Raw genomic sequence first — 17,270 nt, 5'->3', positions numbered from 1 at the left:
CCTCGTCGTCGCTTCCTCAGGCGGTACGCCGCCATCCGCGCAGCAGGTCCCGGAACCCGGGGGGCTCGGGGAGCACCGCGTACGCCCGGTCCAGCAGATCGCCGCGCTCACCGACGCTGCCCGCCTGGTCCGCGAGCCGCTTCAGCGACCGGGACAGCAGGGCGGCCAAGGCCTCCGGGGTGTCCTCGGGCCCGAGCAGGTCACCGGCGGGGAAGCCGGTCCCCCATCCAGCGCGCGGACGGCAGGCGAGCGCGTGCTCCCTCACCTCGGTGACCAGCCGGTCCCAGGGCCCGCTGTCGTCCAGGTGCAGCCCGGCCAGCCGCTCGGCCGCCCCGCCCAACTCGGCGGGTCCTGGCCCGGCCCCACCCGGCAGCCGGCCGACCAGCAGCCGGACCGCGGCGACGCGCGCGGCGTCGTAGTGCCGTGAGGTCGTCGGTACCTCGTCGAGCACGGCGACGGCCCGGTCCCGCTCGCCCTGGCGCAGATGGACGCGGGCCAGTCCGAAGGCGGCACTGCCCTGGGCGGGGTCCCGCCGCCGGACGGCCTCGTAGTACTCCGTGGCACGCCGCCCGCGGTCCTGTTCCTCGGCGAGCTGTGCCGACTCGCGGTACTCCGCGCAGTACCCGAGGGCCAGCTTCGGCGCGGACTCGCCCGGGAGCGCGTGGTAGGCGGCCGTGAACTCGGCCTCCGCCTCGTGCACCTCCCCGCGCACCAGATGGACCAGGCCTTGGTGCCAGAAGATCCGCCAGTCGTAGTCGCCGGTCCACCCCTTCGCCGTCCGCACCCACGCGTGGGCCTGGTCCGCCTCATCGGCTTCCAGATACGCGCGGCACAGCCACAGCGCGGCCTCCACGGTGCGCAGCTTCGGGTCCTGGCACGCCTGCTCCGCGATGCGGTTCGGACTGTCGGCGGCGAGTCCGCCGAGCAGCACGGCGGCACCGTCCTCGGCGTCGGGGATCGGGACCGGCAGGGCCAGAGCCGTCTCCCGGGGCTCCGGAGCCCCGACGGGCAACTCCGGTGCCTCGGCTCCGGAGCGGCGCGTCCAGTGCTTCAGCTCCGGGACCGTGCCGAGATCGGCGCCGAAGACCGCCGCGGTCGGCTCGAACCGTGTGGAACGCTCCGGGTACGGCTCGTGCCCGGCGAGCGCCTGATGCTCGCGCAGCACCTCCCACAGCTGGCGGGACATCTCGGCCGCCGAGCCGAACCGGGCGGCCGGGTCCGGGTGGGTGGCGCGGCGGATCAGCACGTCGAACGAGCGGGCGGCGAGCCCGACGGGCTCCGCGGCACGGGCGGCGAGGGACTTCAGGGTCCGGCCGACGGTGAACAGGTCGCTGTCGATGTGGAAGCCGCGCTTATCGAGTTCCGGCCTGCCGGGCGGGAAGCCGTGCGTGTAGGTCAGGACAGAGGTCCGGTCGCCGATCGTTCGAATGGCCCCGAGGTCGATGACCTTGATCCGCCGCCCGTAGTGGATGACGTTCTCGGGCTTCATGTCGCAGTACAGCAGACCCTGGTCGTGCAAGTACTCCACGGCGCCGAGGATCACGCAGCCGTAGGTGATCACATGCCCGAACTCCAGTGGGCCGCCGAGCAGCCGGGTCAGCTCCTCGTCCGGGGCGAACCGGATCCAGGCGAGCGAACGGCCACCGACGTACTCCATCACGATGTAGCCGGTGGGTTCCGGATCCCCGGTCGCCCGGTGCTGTACATGAGTGATGATGCGGACGATGTCCGGGTGGCGGAGCGTGGTGAGCGAGCGGCGCTCCTCGACGGCCGCGCGCCGGGCCATGGCGTCACCGGTGTTGATAAGCCCTTTGAGGACGACGTGGAGATCCGGCACCCGGGTGTCCTCGGCCAGGTAGATCCAGCCGTGGCCACCCGCGGCGAGATAGCCGAGCACCTTGTAGTGGCCACCGACCACGTCGCCGGGGCGCAGTTTCGGCCTGAACGAGTACTCCGTACCGCACTCCGGGCAGAACCCGTGGTCGGGCGGCGGGTCGCCGCCGTACGAAACCCCGATGGTGCCGACGCAGTTGTCCACACCGCAGCGTCGGCCGCCGGTGGGCGGCTGGGCTGTGGTGTCGGCGGCCTCCGAGGGGTCAGGAGAGGGGAGATACGGCAGGACCGGCAGGCCGTCGCGGTCCAGCTCTCCGGCGGCCGGGCTGGAGGAGCGGCGTGGGGGATCGGGCTGCTCGGCTTCGGGCTGTTCCGGCGCCGGGGCGGGCGGGGCCTTGGGGGCGGCGGGGCGGCGGAAACATGTGTCGCAGAAGCCGGTCACCATGATGCGGCCGCTCTGGCAGCCAGGTCTGACACATACCGCGGCGGTCATGACGGCGAACCCCCGAGGCGGCTGCGCCGCTGCCCGTCGCGGTCGTCGACCTTGCGCGTGTAGGCGTCCACCGCCGCCTCGGCCGCGCGCACGTCGCAGGGCCTGGCCTGGAGCAGGGCGTGCGCCCGGAGATAGAGAGCGTCCACCGCAGGGTCCTCCTTGCCTTGGGCGGAGTGCTGGTGCAGAACGTGGTAGCCGCGCAGGCGTCCGCTCAGTTCGTCGCGCCGGTCGCGGAGCCGGTCGAGGCGGTCGATGTGTCTGGCCAGCCGGGCCGCCACCCACTCGGCCAGCCGCTCGTAGCGGACCCGATCCGGGCCCCGGCCCGGGTCGTCCTCCGCGCGGGTGAGGTCGGCGAGGGCGGCGTGGGCGGCCACCAGGTCCGAGTCCATGGGCCGGATGCCGTCGGGTACCACGGCGGCCCGGCGCTCGTAGAGGGCCCCGGCGAGTGGCCCAGTGATCTCCCTCAGCCGCTCGACGAGCTGTGCTCGGCGCTCGCGCGCAGGCCTGATCAGCAGCTCGTCGCGGGCACGGCGGTGCAGAGCACCGGCCGTGCGGAAGACGAGCAGCAGCCTGCTGCCCCCGGCGCGCAGCACTTCCAGCAGATCGAGGAGGGCGGGGGGATCCACGGCCTCGTCGACGCCGACGACGACAAGGCTGAGGGTGGCCTTGGTGTCCCGGATCCCATCGGTGGCCAAATCCGCCGAGTGCTGCCGGAGCCCCATACGCTCGGAGATCCGCTCGGCGATCTCGGCGCAGGTGAGCCCGTCGGCGTCCACCGCCAGATCGTGGCCGCCGGCCGAGGGGATCGTGCCCGGTGGATCGAGCGAGGCGCGATGGACGGACGCGGCGGTGCGCAACTCCCGGTCGGCGAGGGTGATGGCACGGCGCAGCGTGGCGGCCCGGGCGCTGTCGCCGGGCCGGACGACGCTGATCTTCACCTGCTGCCCGTCGTCCCGCAACCAGGCGGCGAGGCCTTGGGCGAACGGTTCGTCGAGCAGGGTGTCGGATGCGTCGTCGCCGGTGGATCTGAGCCGGTCGTCGACGGCGGTCCGGCCCACCGTGAACGGGTGGACGTGGTGCAGATGCCGGACGATGGTCTCGGCCGGGGTCATGAAGGAGAACAGGTTCCCGTGTGCGTCCTTCTGCCCGGTCAGCACCATGCCGAAGACCTCGCCGGTCAGGCTGTCGGCGACGCCCGCGCCGCTGCATCCGGGGCTGGCCAGCTCACCGGGGCTGGTCGGGATGAGCTGCACCTGCCCGTCGCGTCCGCAGCCGCCGACGACGGTGGCCCGGAACCAGATGCCGCCGTTGTGGTCCTCGGGGAAACCGTACATCCGCACGTCACGGTTGGACGCGGACAACCGGTGGAGCCGTACCGCTTCTTCGGCGGGCCTGGGCCGTTCCAACCTCAGCAGTGCGACATCCCCGCTGGGATCGCCGTCGGCGTCCTGGGTCTCCGGCACATAGGCGTCCCCGTCCACCCAGGCCGCCATCGAAGGGACGCTGTGACCAGTGGCGCCGACGAACTCTGCGGTGATCCGCCCCGCCGCCGCGTCCACCACATGAGCACAGGTGAGGACTCGGTCGGGGCTCAGCAGAATGCCGGCCCCCACGATTTGCCCGTCCGCTCCCCGGATCCGCGCCGCCCAGCTGGGCGTCTCCATCGACGAAGCGGCCCGGACTCCCCCGCCAGCAGCCATATCGAAACTATACGGGCGCCTGCTCCTGTCGCATACTGACGGGACAGAGGATCAACATGCCTACTGTGGAGGCGAGTTGTCGAACGAATCGGAGTCCGTGGGGCTGGCCGAGGTGATCCGTCAGATCCGCAGCGAACTGGAGGAGGCCCGCGCGGAGGCCCAGGGCCGGGACGTCGGTTTCACCGTGGAGAACGTGAACCTCACCCTGACCTTCCAGGTCCACCGCTCCGGAACCGGCCGCGGCGGTGTCAACATCGGCGTGGTGACAGCCGAATTCGGCGGCGCGGTCGACCGCCAGACGACGCACCAGATCCAAGTCGACCTGAAGCCGGAGCTGCCCTCCGGCGAGCGCGTGAAGGTCAGCCGGACCAGGGGGGCGCGCGGTGCGGACGGCTGAGGCTTCCGGGGAAGCGGCAGCCGAGTCGGGGCCGCATGCCGGGTGCCATCCCGACACACCACGGTGAATCGCCTGGTCAACGTCTGAGGCCGGGCAGCCCATGAGGCTCGGTGCGCTCTTCCACGGCGTTGTCCCCACCGCGCTCGACCAGGCAGGCAGCTTTACCCGGTACCTCGGCCACCGTCTCCACCGGCTCCGTTCCCCGGCAGACCAGGCGGCTCCGTCGTCCGTGCAGTGAGCCATCGGCATGACGCCGTCCGCCACAAGCCGATGCGTCAATCGGTCGCGCCTCCCTGGAACGTGCAGGACGTACCCGCCGATGGACTCGACCACGGCGGGCATACCGCGGCCTCCGCCGGTATGTACTCAGCGGCGGTAGGTCTCCAGCAACCGCAACCACACCTCGCTGATCGTCGGATACGCCGGCCCCGCGTGCCACAGTCGTTCGCTCGGCACCTCGCCCACCACCGCCACGGTCGCCGAGTGCAGCAGTTCGCCCACGCCGGGGCCGACCAAGGTGACGCCGAGCAGGATCTCGCGGTCCAGGTCGACGATCATCCGGGCCCGGCCGCGGTAGCCGTCGCCGTAGAGGCTCGCGCCCGCGACGGAGGAGATGTCGTAGTCGACGGCGCGGACGCGGTGGCCCGCTGTCTCGGCTTCCGCGAGGGAGAGGCCGACGGCCGCGGCCTCCGGGTCGGTGAAGACGACCTGGGGGACGGCGGCGTGGTCCGCGGTCGCCGTGTGGGCGCCCCAGCGGTCGGTCTCCAGGAGGGGGACGCCCTGGGCTCTGGCCACGATGGCCGCCGCGGCGATGCGTGCCTGGTATTTGCCCTGGTGGGTGAGGAGCGCCCGGTGGTTCACATCGCCCACCCCGTACAGCCACTCGCTGCCCTCGACGCGGCAGCTGTCGTCCACCGGCAGCCAGGAGCCCGGGCGCAGGCCCACCGACTCCAGGCCCACGTCCTCGGTGCGCGGGGCCCGGCCGGTGGCGAAGAGGACCTCGTCGGCCTCGATCCGTTCGCCGTTCTCCAGTACCAGGGTGACGGGACCGCCGGTGTCCGGGCGCTCCACGGAGGCGACGGAGGTGTTCCTGCGGACCTCGGCTCCCGCCGCCGTCAGCGCGTCGGCGACATATTCGCCGACGAAGGGCTCCATCCGGGGCAGCAGCCCGTCCCCTCGCACCAGCAGGGTGACCCGGGAGCCCAGGGCCTGCCAGGCGGTGGCCATCTCCACCCCCACCACTCCCCCGCCGACGACCGCGAGCCGGCCGGGGACCGCGTGAGCGCTGGTGGCCTCCCGGCTGGTCCATGCCTTCGCGCCGGCGAGCCCCGGCAGATCCGGCAGGACGGCCCGGCTGCCGGTGCAGACGGCTACCGCGTGTCGCGCGGTCAGCACATGGTGTTCGCCCTCGGGCCCGTCCACCACGACTTTCCTCGGCCCGTGCAGCCGGCCCCGCCCGCGGTAGAACCGGGCCCCGGTGGAGTCCAGCCAGGAGACCTGTCCGCCGTCCTTCCAATGAGAGGCGTACTCGTCCCGGTGGGCGAGTACGGCATCGGTGTCCAAAGGCCCTTCGGCGGCCTGGCGCAGTCCCGGGACACGGCGGGCCTCGGCGCGGGCGATCACCGGGCGCAGCAGGGCCTTGCTGGGCATGCACGCCCAGTACGAGCACTCGCCGCCGACCAGTTCGCTCTCCACGACCGCCGTGCTCAGGCCCCCGGCGCGCAGCCGGTCCGCCATGTTCTCGCCGGTGGGCCCCGCGCCCAGCACCACAACGTCGTATTCAACAGCTTCCGTCATAGGCACAGTCTGGTACCGGGTGTGGCTCATGGCCACATGGGCAGGCGCGGCGGCAGGAATAGCACGGCCCCGGTCGCCGTTGTGCGGGGCGAGTCCATCGGACGCATCGGACACATGGGAGAGGTAGCACGTCATGAGCACTGTTGAGCTCACCAAGCAGAATTTCGATCAGGTTGTTTCGGACAATGACTTCGTTCTGATCGATTTCTGGGCTTCATGGTGCGGCCCCTGCCGGCAGTTCGCCCCGGTCTACGAAGGGGCCGCCGAGCGCCACCCCGACCTGGTGTTCGCCAAGGTGGACACGGAGGCCGAACAGGAGCTGGCCGCCGCGTTCGAGATCCAGTCCATTCCGACGCTCATGATCGTCCGCGAGAACGTCGCGGTGTTCGCCCAGCCGGGTGCGCTGCCCGAGGCGGCGCTGGAGGATGTGATCGGGCAGGCCCGGGCGCTGGACATGGACGAGGTCCGCAAGTCGATCAAGCAGGCCGAGGCGACCGCCGCCGACGGCGACCGCCCCCGGGAGAGCTGACCCGGGAGAGCGGACCCGGGAGAGCGGACCCGGACGGTGCCCCCGCTCGGCGGGGGCACCGGCTGTGCCGCGCGGGCGCCGGTTCTCAGGACGCGGCGTCCCGTACCCGTACCGAGAGGCCGTAGTCCAGTTCCGCTCCATCGACCAGCAGCGCTTCCACCGTCCGGGTGATGGGGTCGATGTCCGCCACCACTCCCTCGCCCGCGTAACGGGGGTAGCCGGAGGCGCCTGTCTCACCCGTGGCGACCACGAGCGCCGACCGGATGGCGGCCTCCGCCAGCGAATCGGGGCCCCGTCCCAGGACATGCTCGGGAACCACCAGGATCTCGAAGCGCCGTGGGGGATCAGCGGCGGCATGACCGTGCCGCCTGAAGTCCCGGGGGCCGGTCTCCTGCACATCCCGGCCGTGATCCGCGTCCTGACCGGGGTCGTCGCCTCGGTGTCCGTGCTGTCGGCGGCCGTGATCGCCGTGATTACTGCTGGCATCGTCCATGCGCGCGACGGTAGACAGACGCCGGTCGCGCCGCATCCGCAGGGACGCGGTCAGCTGGACTCCCGGTGGACCGCTCTCGCCCCCATCAGATCACGGGTCTCCGGCTCGCCGTTCGGGTCCCGCACCGTGCGGTCGACGAGCTCGGCGAGCAGTTGCCCGGTGACCATGTCGATATGGACCGTGCTCAGCCGGGGCCGCAGCAGTCTGCCCAGCAGCAGATCGTCCGCGCCGACCACCGCGGTCCGGCCGGGTATGTCGATCCCCGCGTCCTGGAGGGCGCGCATCAGCAGCATGGCGTACTCGTCGTTGTACGCGTAGACCGCGTCGAGTCCGAGCCCAGCCCAGCCCGCCGCGAGGTCGTTCGCCGATTTCTCGTCGTACGCCAGCGCCAGCGGCACGATCCGCGCCCCGGTGCCGGCGGCGGCCCGGCGCGCGCCCTCGAACCGCGGCTCGGCGAAGTGTTCGAGCCCTGGTTCGCTGGGCATGACGACTCCGATGGACCGCCGTCCGCGCTGGACCAGATGGGCGACCGCGCAACCGCCGACCTCGCTCTGGTCCATGACGAGGGAGTGCGCACCGGCCACCCGGCGGGGAGCGAGGGTGATGACCGCTTTCGCGCCGGAGCGCTTGAGGATGTCGACGCCCTGCGGGGTGAGCCCCACCTCGCCGAGCGAGACGACGGCGACCGGCCGCAGTTCGGCCCAGGCACGGGCCGCCTCGTCGCCGTCGAGGCCGAGGCTGCCGTACTGCACGACGGTGTAGTCGAGCCTTCTCAGGGCCCACTGGAGCTCGTTGAAGAACTGGAGGTACAGCGGTCCGACCGAGGACGCCGAGGCGGGCAGCAGCACCATGCGGGTATGTCCGGCCCGCAGACTGCGGGCCGCGGCATGGGGCACATAGCCCAGTTCCTCGGCGGCTTCCCGGACCCGACGGCGCGTGGGCTCGCTGATCCGTACGGACGAGGTGTTGTTGAGTACATACGAGACTGTGGCCCGGGAAACCCCCGCTAACCGGGCGACATCGGCGCTGGTGGGAACGGAGCGTTCGGCGGATTGTCTGGGTGTCTGGCTCATCGCCCTGGGAATCTTTCCAGAACGGTTCCGGGCACCGCCCCATAGTTGGCCTGATTCGGCTGCACCTTCTCCTATGGTCTTCGGCCATCGATTCCGATCATGGCGGCTCACTCCGCGCCGGCGGGGCGACGGCCGGGCGCGGGCCGGGCTCCGGCATGGCACTGGCGTGCGACGCGATGGAGCGCTGGCTCGGCACGGCGGCTTCCGCTCCTCGCCGTCGCGGACTCGCGGCGGGGCTCGGCGGGCTCCCGCCGACGTGCGCGGTGGAGCGGATCCGGCCTGGACCGCGAGGGACCGCGCCGGCGGTTTCCGTCCCGAACTGTTCGCCCGGGCCGGGCTGTCGGCCCGGGAGGGTACGGCCCGGGAGGGTACGGCCCGGGAGGGGATGCGGCCCCGCACTCCGCGGTCGCCGTCGCCGTCGCGGAATGCCGCCGGCCGCGACCCGCGGACAGTACGGTGAGAGCTGTGACGACCTTCCCCGGCGCATCGGACCCCGCCGACCTCCCCGGCCGCACCGGCGCCGGCGCCACCTCCGAGGCCGACCCCGCCGCCGTGGGCCCGGTCCACACCTCGTACGCCCCCGACCGCGACGGCGATCCCGACCCCGGCGAGATCGTCTGGACGTGGGTGCCGTTCGAGGAGGGCGACGGGCGCGGGAAGGACCGGCCGGTGCTGATCGTGGCCCGCGAGGAGCCGGGCACCCTGCTGGCGGTGCAGCTGTCCAGCAAGCGTCATGACCGGGACCGTGAGTGGGTGCCGATCGGAACCGGGAGCTGGGACCGGGAGGGACGCGACTCCTGGGTCGATCTGGACCGGGTGCTCCGGGTGCATGAGCGGGGCATGCGCCGCGAAGCGTGCGCACTGGACCGGCCGCGGTTCGACACGGTGGCGGAACGGCTCCGTGAGCGCTACGGCTGGAGGTAGGTCCCGTCCGCTGCGGCGGACGGCGGACCGTACGACCGTCTCCGGCCCGTACCCCCGGCCCCCGGACCCCGTACCGCCGCCCCCCCAGCCCCCGGCCCGCGCTCAGCCATGTCCGCTGAAATGATTGCCTTACGCCCATTGGGTGCGTACTACGTGATTTCCACGATCTCCCGAGGCCGCCGGGCGATCCCCCGCCGTCGTGCGCTCCTCGCCGCATGCTCGCTGACCTGCGACAGACGCGCCCATCGCCGCTCCCCCGCCGTCACCCGTCCGCGCAACCCGGCGGGCGGGCCCACCAGGGCACTCTTGTGCGGACCGGCGACCGTGGCCTTAGGTTGGCAGAGTGCCTTCGCAAGGCCTTCGAAAGAGGAGCCGATCATGCGTCCACCCGACAGCGGCGACTACGGCCGCCCCATCACGGAAGCGGAAGCAGAGGACCTGCTGCACGGCATCTGCTTCAAGAACGGCCCGCCCGTATCCGTGGGCGTGGAGTTGGAATGGCTCATCCAGGAACACCGCAACCCCCGGCGCACCATCGCCGCCGACCGTCTCACCGCCGCCCACGAACAGGTGCGCTCGCTGCCGCTCACCTCGGCGCTCACCTTTGAGCCGGGCGGCCAGCTGGAGCTCAGCTCCCCTCCCGCCGCCTCCCTGATGGAGTGCATCGACTCCGTCGCGGCCGATCTGGACGCCGTACGCACCGCTCTCCAGCCGGGCGGCCTCTCCCTCACCGGGCTCGGAATCGACCCCTGGCAGCCGCCCCGCAGGATCCTCCGGGAACCCCGCTACGACGCCATGGAGGCGTATCTCGACCGTACGGGACCCTACGGCCGCGTCATGATGTGCAACTCCGCCTCCATACAGGTCTGCCTCGACGCGGGAGAGAAGGAGCCGGGCCCGCTCGGTCACGGCCGCCGCTGGCAGCTGGCGCATCTGCTCGGCGCGGTGCTCACCGCCGCCTTCGCCAACTCACCCGTCCTCGGCGGGCAGCGGACCGGCTGGCGCTCCACCCGGCAGGCGATCTGGGCCGGACTGGACGCCGTACGCCCCATCGCGCCGCCGCTGGACCAGGAGCCCAGGTCCGCCTGGACCGCCCATGCCCTGGACGCTCCCGTGATGTTCATACGGACGCCCACCGGCCCCTGGGAGCAGCCCGAGGGGCTGACCTTCCGCGCATGGCTGCGTTCGGGCGCACCGCGCCCCGCGACCCGGCAGGATCTCGAACACCATCTGAGCACCCTCTTCCCGCCGGTGCGCCCGCGCGGCCACCTCGAACTGCGCATGATCGACGCCCAGCCGGGCGACAACGGCTGGATGGTGCCGCTCGCGGTCGTCACCGCCCTGTTCGAGGACCCCGAGGCGGCGGAGACCGTCTACCGGACCGTCAAACCGCTCGCGGAGTTCGCCGGGGAGCTGCCCGCCCCGATCAATCCGCTCTGGGTCGGCGCCGCCCGGCGCGGACTCACCGACCCGGAGCTGCGCTCCGCCGCCGTGAGCTGCTTCCGGCTGGCCCTGGAGGCGCTGCCGAGGATCGGCGCGTCCACCGCGGTGTGCGAGACGGTCGCCGCCTTCAACGAGCACCACGTTCTGCGGGGCCGATGTCCCGCCGACGATCTGCTCATGGAAACGCACCGCCAGGAGCCGACCGCCGACGGGAAGGAAGCGAGCCCATGACCGAGGACCTCCGCAGCCGCGCGCTCGACGCGCTGACGACCGCGCGGGCCCGTACCGCGATCCTCACCGGCTGTGTCGACGACCACGAGCTGACCGCCCAGCACTCCCCCCTGATGTCCCCGCTGGTCTGGGACCTCGCGCACATCGGCAATCAGGAGGAGCAGTGGCTGCTGCGCACGGTCGGCGGGCGCACCGCGCTCCGCCCCGAGATCGACTCCGTCTACGACGCGTTCGCACACCCCCGCGCCGACCGCCCCTCGCTGCCGCTGCTCGCACCGGCCGAGGCGCGCGGCTACGCCTCCGACGTACGCGGCCGGGTGCTGGATATCCTCAACGCCACCCCGCTGGAGGGCGGACCGCTGACGGACTCCGCCTTCGCTTTCGGGATGATCGCCCAGCATGAGCAGCAGCACGACGAGACCATGCTCATCACGCATCAGCTGCGCAAGGGCCCCGCGGCGCTCACCGCGCCCGAGCCGCCGCGCGCCGGCGCCGGGGAGCTGCCCGCCGAGGTCCTGGTCCCCGGCGGCCCCTTCACCATGGGCACCTCGGCCGAGCCCTGGGCGCTGGACAATGAACGGCCCGCGCACCAGCGGGCCGTCCCGGCTTTCCATCTCGACACCGTGCCGGTGACCTGCGGGGCGTATCTCTCCTTCATGGCGGACGGCGGCTACCGCGAGCCGCGCTGGTGGGCGGCCGAGGGCTTCGAGCAGGTCCGGCGGAACGGCATCGACGCACCGCTGTTCTGGCGGCGCGAGAGCGGGCAGTGGCTGCGCCGCCGCTTCGGGGTGACCGAGCCGGTGCCGCTGGACGAACCGGTGCTGCATGTGAGCTGGTACGAGGCCGATGCCTACGCCCGCTGGGCGGGACGGCGGCTGCCCACCGAGGCCGAGTGGGAGAAGGCCGCCCGTCATGACCCCGTGTCGGGCCGCTCCCGCCGTTTCCCCTGGGGCGACGAGGACCCCACACCGGCCCATGCCAATCTGGGCCAGCGCCATCTGCGCCCGGCCCCGGCAGGCGCCTACCCGCAGGGCGGATCGCCGCTCGGGATACGGCAGCTGATCGGCGATGTGTGGGAGTGGACGTCGAGCGACTTCGGGCCCTACCCGGGCTTTGCCGCCTTTCCCTACCGCGAGTACTCCGAGGTGTTCTTCGGCAGCTCGTACAAGGTGCTGCGGGGCGGCTCCTTCGGGGTGGACCAGGTGGCCTGCCGGGGCACCTTCCGCAACTGGGACCTTCCGGTGCGGCGGCAGATCTTCAGCGGGTTCCGCACCGCGCGGGACGCCGGACCGGATGAGGGGATCGGCTGATGTGCCGCCATATCGCCGCTCTCGGTCCCCCGCTGCCCCTGGGCGAACTGCTCATCGCGCCGGAGCACGGGCTGCTGCGGCAGTCCTGGGCTCCGCGCCGTCAGCGCCATGGCACCGTCAACGCGGACGGCTTCGGCGTGGGCTGGTACGCGGACGGCGATCCGGTGCCGGCCCGCTATCGGCGGGCGGGCCCCATCTGGGGCGATCTCTCGTTCGCCGATCTGGCCCGGGTGGTCCGCAGCCGCGCCGTGCTCGCGGCCGTGCGCGACGCGACCCTGGCCGGTGCGGACGGTGAGGCCGCGGCGGCGCCCTTCGCCGGCGGGCCCTGGCTGTTCAGCCACAACGGCGCGGTCTCGGGCTGGCCCGGCTCGCTCGCGCCGCTCGTCCGGACGCTGCCCGCCGACGAGCTGCTCTCGCTGGAGGCCCGCTCGGACTCGGCGCTGCTGTGGGCGCTGGTGCTGCGCAGGCTGCGGGACGGCGACGGGCCCGGCCAGGCGCTCGCGGACACGGTCCGCGAGGTGGCGGAGGCCGCGCCCGGATCCCGGCTGAATTTTCTTCTCACCGATGGCGAGACCATCGCGGCGACCGCCTGGGGCGATTCCCTGTGGTCCCTGGCGGAGTCCGTGGAGTCCGTGGAGTCTGCCGCCGCCTCGGCGGCGCCGGTCGTGTCCGGCCCCGCCGCCGCGACGGGTCTGCGGATCGTCGTGGCCTCGGAGCCGTACGACGACGATCCGCGCTGGCGCGAGGCGCCCGACCGCACCCTGCTGGTCGCCGGCCGCGCCGATGTTCTTCTGTCCCCGCTCAAGGAGCCTGCTCTGTGAGTCCGTTCCAGCTGACCCGTACCCTCCCCGAGGACGCCACCGGCGCCGCGCTGAGCGAAGATGTGCTCCAGGGGCTGACCAGCACTCCGAAAGTGCTGCCTCCCAAGTGGTTCTACGACGCCCGGGGCAGTGAGCTGTTCGAGGAGATCACCCGGCTGCCGGAGTACTACCCGACCCGGGCCGAGCGGGAGATCCTGATCGCCCGCGCCCCCGCGATCGCCGCCGCGACCGGGGCCCGGACCCTGGTGGAGCTGGGCTCCGGATCCTCCGAGAAGACCCGGCATCTGCTGGACGCCCTGCCCGGTCTGCGGAGTTATCTGCCGGTCGATGTGAGCGAGAGCGCTCTGACGGGAGCGGCCGAGGCGCTGCTGAGGGAGCGCCCGGCGCTCCAGGTGCACGCGCTGATCGCCGACTTCACCCAGGAGCTCATCCTGCCCGACACCCCCGGGCCGCGCCTGGTCGCCTTCCTCGGCGGCACGATCGGCAATCTGCTGCCCCCGGAGCGTGCGCTGTTTCTGCGCTCCGTACGGACGCTGCTGCGCCCGGGGGACGCGCTGCTGCTGGGCACCGACCTGGTGAAGGACGAGGAGGTGCTCGTACGGGCGTATGACGACGCCAGGGGAGTGACGGCCGAGTTCAATAAGAATGTACTGAATGTCCTGGCGCGGGAGCTGGACGCCGATGTGGATCCCGCCGACTTCGACCATGTGGCGCTCTGGGACCGGGAGCGGGAGTGGATCGAGATGCGCCTGCGGGCGCGATCCGCGCTGACCGTGAAGATCCCGGCGCTGAATCTGGTGGTGGCCTTCGAGGAGGGCGAGGAGCTCCGTACGGAGGTGTCGGCGAAGTTCCGTCGCGAGGGGGTGGCCGCCGAACTCGCCGGCGCCGGGATGGAGCTGTCGCGGTGGTGGACGGACGAGCGGGGCAGATTCGCGCTCTCGCTCGCGACGGTCGCCTCCTGAGCGGTGCGCGGGCGCGGGCGCGGGCATCTCGCGAGTGGTCCGCGGGCCCGAACCGCGGCCGTCTCGTAAGCGGTGCGCGCGTGTGACCGCGGCCGTCTCGCAAGCGGTGCACAGGCGCGTTCCGTCCGGGCAGCGGGCGACTCCTGAGCGGTGCCCCGGGCACCGCGCGAGCGGCAGAAGCGGCGACGGCCGGATATCCGGCCGTCGCCGCTTCCGTGTACGGGGCGGGTCAGCCCGGGGTGAGAAGGGACGTGATGCGCTTGGACGCCTCGCGTCCGGCCGCCTCGGGGTCCCCGCCTTCGAGCACCTTGGTCATGAACGGCTTGATGGGGTTCTCGATCTCGACATCCGCCCACTGGGCGGAGTTGGGGGTGGCCTGGCTGCCCTCGGCGGCGGCGCCGGCGGCCATCGCCGCCGTGCTCTCCTCGCCCTGGACGACCTTGGCCAGCGACTTCTTGTTGGGCACGTAGTTCATGGTGCGGGCGAGGTCGGTCTGCCAGCGCTCGCCGGCCAGCGCCTTGACGACCTCGATCGCGGCGCCGCGCTCTTCGGCCTTCTGCGGAATGATCAGGTCGGAGCCGCCCGTGAAGACCGCACCCGCCTTATCCGCTGTTTTGCCCGGAATGGTGAAGTAGCCCAGCTTGTCCTCAAGCTCGGGGTTGGCCTTCAGGATCGTGCTCGCCACGGACGGGGGAGCCACGATCTGGGCCACATTGCCCTTGGCGAAGACCTCGCCCTGCGGCGGCTTCGTCTCGTCGGAGTCCTTGGGGCCCTGGCCGAGCTCCTGGAGTTCCTTGTAGAAGTCCATTCCCCGCAGCGTCGCGTCGGTGTGGAGCATGCCCTCCCAGCTCCCGGCGCGCTCGACGGCGAGGTCGCCGCCCTCGTCCCAGATGAAGCCCGCGAGGGTGTACCAGTCCTGGCCGGGGAGGTAGATGCCCTGGGTGCCGTCCTGGTTGAGCTGCTCGGTCATCGCGAGCCACTCGTCACGCGTCTTGGGCGTCTTCTTGATGCCCGCGTCCGCGAAGACGTCCTTGTTGTAGATGACGACCCGGTTGGCGGCGTACCAGGGGATGCCGTACTGCGAGCCGTCGATGTTGCCGGGCTGGGCGAGACCCTCCAGCCAGTCCTCGCCGCCGAGGTCGCGCACGGATTCGAGGGTGAGGTCCTCCAGGGCGTCGGTCTCGGCGTACTGGGCGACCTGGGTGTTGCCGACCTCGATGATATCGGGCGTGTCCTCGCCCTCCAGGGCCGCGTTCACCTTCTTCCCGATGCCGGTCCAGGGCTGGAAGGTGAACTCCAGCTTCACCGAGGGGTGCTTCTCCTCGTACTCCTTGGAGAAGCGGTCGAGGAATTCCTCGGAGACGCTGTCCTGCATCAGCCAGATTTTCACGGTGCGCGTGTCCGAGCCGCTGCCCGGTATGAGCCCGCATCCGGTGGTGAGCGCGAGAACACAGACGAGCGCGACGGACGGTGGGAGGGGGCGTCGGATTTTCACAGCGTTCACCTTCGAGGGCATGGAAACGTGTACCCGGTGGGGAAGCGCGCTCCAGGCTCGCACGGGTGTGGCTGGATTTTGGTATGTACCAAAGTGCCGGTCAAGCCCTATACCTACGCCTCGCGCACCGCCTCCTGGTGGGGCACGGTGGAGAGCATGTGGAGAGAGTGTAGCGAGAGGAGTACGTCAACATGTCCAATCACACTTATCGGGTCACTGAGATTGTCGGCACATCTCCCGATGGAGTGGATCAAGCCATCCGCAATGCCATCGCACGGGCGGACCAGACCCTGCGCGCGCTCGACTGGTTCGAGGTGACCCAGGTCCGCGGCCGGATCGCCGAGGGGCGGATCGAGCACTACCAGGTGGGGCTGAAGGTCGGCTTCCGGCTGGAGGACGGGGATTGACGCTCCGGCCCGGCGCCCCCGCTCGGAGGCGGGCGTCACCCGGGCGGCGCAGAACGGTGCGGGAATCGTGCGACGGCCGGAGCGCAGGGCACGGCCCGGCGCGGTGCGGCAGGCCACGGCGCGGTACGGGAATCGTGCGACCGCCGGGGCGTTGAACGGAAGGTGACTTCAGCGCCGGCCTCCACGCCCCTGTCCGTACTCGACCGCTCCCCCGTCCGCGAGGGGCACGACGGCCCTGCGGCGCTGCGCGACACCGTCCGGTTCGCACAGCAGGCGGAGGCGCTCGGCTACCACCGGTTCTGGGTCTCCGAGCATCACAGCGTGCCCGGGGTGGCCGGCTCCGCGCCGACCGTTCTCGCGGCGGCCGTCGCCTCGGCGACCTCGGCGATCCGGGTGGGCACCGGCGGGGTGATGCTGCCCAATCATCAGCCGTTCGTCGTCGCCGAGCAGTTCGGGGTGCTCGCCTCGCTCTTCCCCGGGCGGATCGACATGGGGCTCGGCCGCTCGGTCGGCTTCACCGAACCGGTGCGCAGGGCGCTGGGCCGGGGCAAGGACGACATGGAGCTGTTCGAGCGGAGCCTCGATGAGCTGCTGCGGTACTTCGCGGACTCCAGCGGCCCGGCGGACCCCAGCGGCTCAGCGGACCCCGGCCGCCCGGCGAGCTCCAGCAGCCCGGCGGACCCCGGCCGCCCGGCGAGCTCCAGCAGCCCGGCGGACCCCGGCACCCCCGCGAGCTCCAGCACCCCGGCGGACTCCAGCCGCTCCACGGTGCGCGCCCACCCCGCCGACGCGCTGCGGGTCCCCGCGTACATCCTGGCGACCGGCGAGGGCGCGGGTGTCGCGGCACGGGCGGGGCTGCCGCTGGTCATCGGCGGGGTCCGGGGCCGCGACCGGCTGCTGGCGGCCATCGACCGCTACCGCGCGGAGTTCACCCCCGCCCCCTGGGGCGATCGGCCCTATGTGATCTACTCGGGCACGGTCGCCGTCGCCGACACCGACGCCCTGGCGCACCGGATGCTGCTGTCCGAGGCCTGGTCGCTGGCGTACTCACGGACCCATGGCGTCTTCCCTCCACTGCTGCCGCCGGAGCGGATCGAGACGCTGACGATGACGGAGCGGGAGAGGCGGCTCCTCGAATCGGGGCTGCGGGGCGGCATCGCCGGAACCGAGGACCGGGTGCGGGAGGAGCTGACCTCCGTGATCAGGGACACCGGGGCGGACGAGGTGCTGGTCACGACCGCCGCGTACGACCGTGACGCACTGCTGGACTCCTACCGGCGGCTGGCCAGGATCGCCGGAACACCAGAACACCGGCCGCCGACTGGGGACCGGTCGGACGACTGACCACCACCACACCTAGAA

15 protein-coding genes are annotated in these 17,270 nt (G+C 72.1%); 9 read left to right on the top strand and 6 right to left on the bottom strand.

Translation table 11 applies throughout. The features are described from left to right. Positions 1-16 precede the first annotated feature (16 nt). Entirely contained in the window at positions 17-2,326 is a 2,310-nt protein-coding gene (locus tag FF041_RS17640; RefSeq protein WP_194292065.1) for a tetratricopeptide repeat protein, read from the bottom strand. After that, on the bottom strand, positions 2,323-4,026 hold the full coding sequence (locus tag FF041_RS17635) for a trypsin-like serine peptidase (protein WP_153523699.1): 1,704 nt from the start codon (positions 4,024-4,026) through the stop codon (positions 2,323-2,325). The genes FF041_RS17640 and FF041_RS17635 overlap by 4 nt, the downstream gene beginning before the upstream one ends. Before the next feature lie 76 nt (positions 4,027-4,102). On the opposite strand from FF041_RS17635, the gene FF041_RS17630 reads away from it, so the two are divergent. Further along, entirely contained in the window at positions 4,103-4,423 is a 321-nt protein-coding gene (locus FF041_RS17630) for a trypco2 family protein (protein ID WP_153481627.1), read from the top strand. 366 nt (positions 4,424-4,789) lie between these two features. Here FF041_RS17630 and FF041_RS17625 read toward each other — a convergent pair whose 3' ends face one another. After that, positions 4,790-6,220 carry a dihydrolipoyl dehydrogenase family protein gene (locus tag FF041_RS17625; RefSeq protein ID WP_153523698.1) on the bottom strand — a complete coding sequence of 477 codons (1,431 nt, stop codon included), beginning with the start codon at positions 6,218-6,220 and terminating at the stop codon, positions 4,790-4,792. Between the two features lie 133 nt (positions 6,221-6,353). On the opposite strand from FF041_RS17625, the gene trxA reads away from it, so the two are divergent. Beyond that, positions 6,354-6,749: a thioredoxin gene (trxA, locus tag FF041_RS17620; protein WP_153523697.1), complete on the top strand. Its 396-nt coding sequence runs from the start codon at positions 6,354-6,356 to the stop codon at positions 6,747-6,749. Between the two features lie 85 nt (positions 6,750-6,834). On the opposite strand, the gene FF041_RS17615 is transcribed toward trxA, so the two are convergent. Together FF041_RS17615 and FF041_RS17610 are read right to left on the bottom strand one after the other, a co-directional pair. Continuing rightward, entirely contained in the window at positions 6,835-7,074 is a 240-nt protein-coding gene (locus FF041_RS17615) for a hypothetical protein (RefSeq protein WP_323392067.1), read from the bottom strand. A gap of 218 nt (positions 7,075-7,292) precedes the next feature. Then, positions 7,293-8,315: a LacI family DNA-binding transcriptional regulator gene (locus tag FF041_RS17610; RefSeq protein WP_153523696.1), complete on the bottom strand. Its 1,023-nt coding sequence runs from the start codon at positions 8,313-8,315 to the stop codon at positions 7,293-7,295. 465 nt (positions 8,316-8,780) lie between these two features. On the opposite strand from FF041_RS17610, the gene FF041_RS17605 reads away from it, so the two are divergent. From FF041_RS17605 to egtD, 5 genes are all read left to right on the top strand, one after another. Then, positions 8,781-9,239 (top strand): type II toxin-antitoxin system PemK/MazF family toxin, encoded by a 459-nt coding sequence (locus FF041_RS17605; protein WP_323391986.1) that lies wholly within the window; start codon positions 8,781-8,783, stop codon positions 9,237-9,239. Between the two features lie 378 nt (positions 9,240-9,617). Next, positions 9,618-10,913, top strand: a complete 1,296-nt coding sequence (gene egtA / locus FF041_RS17600; RefSeq protein ID WP_153523695.1) for an ergothioneine biosynthesis glutamate--cysteine ligase EgtA — start codon at positions 9,618-9,620, stop codon at positions 10,911-10,913. Continuing rightward, a complete protein-coding gene (gene egtB / locus FF041_RS17595; protein WP_153523694.1) occupies positions 10,910-12,223 on the top strand; it encodes an ergothioneine biosynthesis protein EgtB in 1,314 nt (437 codons plus the stop codon). The genes egtA and egtB overlap by 4 nt, the downstream gene beginning before the upstream one ends. Further along, on the top strand, positions 12,223-13,044 hold the full coding sequence (gene egtC / locus FF041_RS17590) for an ergothioneine biosynthesis protein EgtC (RefSeq protein ID WP_153523693.1): 822 nt from the start codon (positions 12,223-12,225) through the stop codon (positions 13,042-13,044). Before egtB ends, egtC begins: the two co-directional genes overlap by 1 nt. Beyond that, the gene (gene egtD, locus FF041_RS17585) at positions 13,041-14,006 is read left to right on the top strand and encodes an L-histidine N(alpha)-methyltransferase (protein ID WP_323391985.1); all 966 of its coding nucleotides are present in this window, start codon (positions 13,041-13,043) and stop codon (positions 14,004-14,006) included. The genes egtC and egtD overlap by 4 nt, the downstream gene beginning before the upstream one ends. Positions 14,007-14,235: 229 nt before the next feature. On the opposite strand, the gene FF041_RS17580 is transcribed toward egtD, so the two are convergent. Beyond that, entirely contained in the window at positions 14,236-15,522 is a 1,287-nt protein-coding gene (locus tag FF041_RS17580; protein ID WP_153523692.1) for an extracellular solute-binding protein, read from the bottom strand. Positions 15,523-15,692: 170 nt separating this feature from the next. On the opposite strand from FF041_RS17580, the gene FF041_RS17575 reads away from it, so the two are divergent. Beyond that, on the top strand, positions 15,693-15,908 hold the full coding sequence (locus tag FF041_RS17575) for a dodecin (protein ID WP_153523691.1): 216 nt from the start codon (positions 15,693-15,695) through the stop codon (positions 15,906-15,908). Positions 15,909-16,070: 162 nt separating this feature from the next. Beyond that, on the top strand, positions 16,071-17,252 hold the full coding sequence (locus FF041_RS39065; protein WP_323391984.1) for an LLM class flavin-dependent oxidoreductase: 1,182 nt from the start codon (positions 16,071-16,073) through the stop codon (positions 17,250-17,252). The last annotated feature ends 18 nt before the right edge of the window (positions 17,253-17,270 follow it).

Source organism: Streptomyces jumonjinensis (assembly GCF_009600885.1).
Classification (GTDB): Bacteria; Actinomycetota; Actinomycetes; order Streptomycetales; family Streptomycetaceae; genus Streptomyces; species Streptomyces jumonjinensis.
The sequence above is the reverse complement of the archived record's forward strand: the minus strand, read 5'-3'. Positions and strand labels throughout refer to the sequence as shown.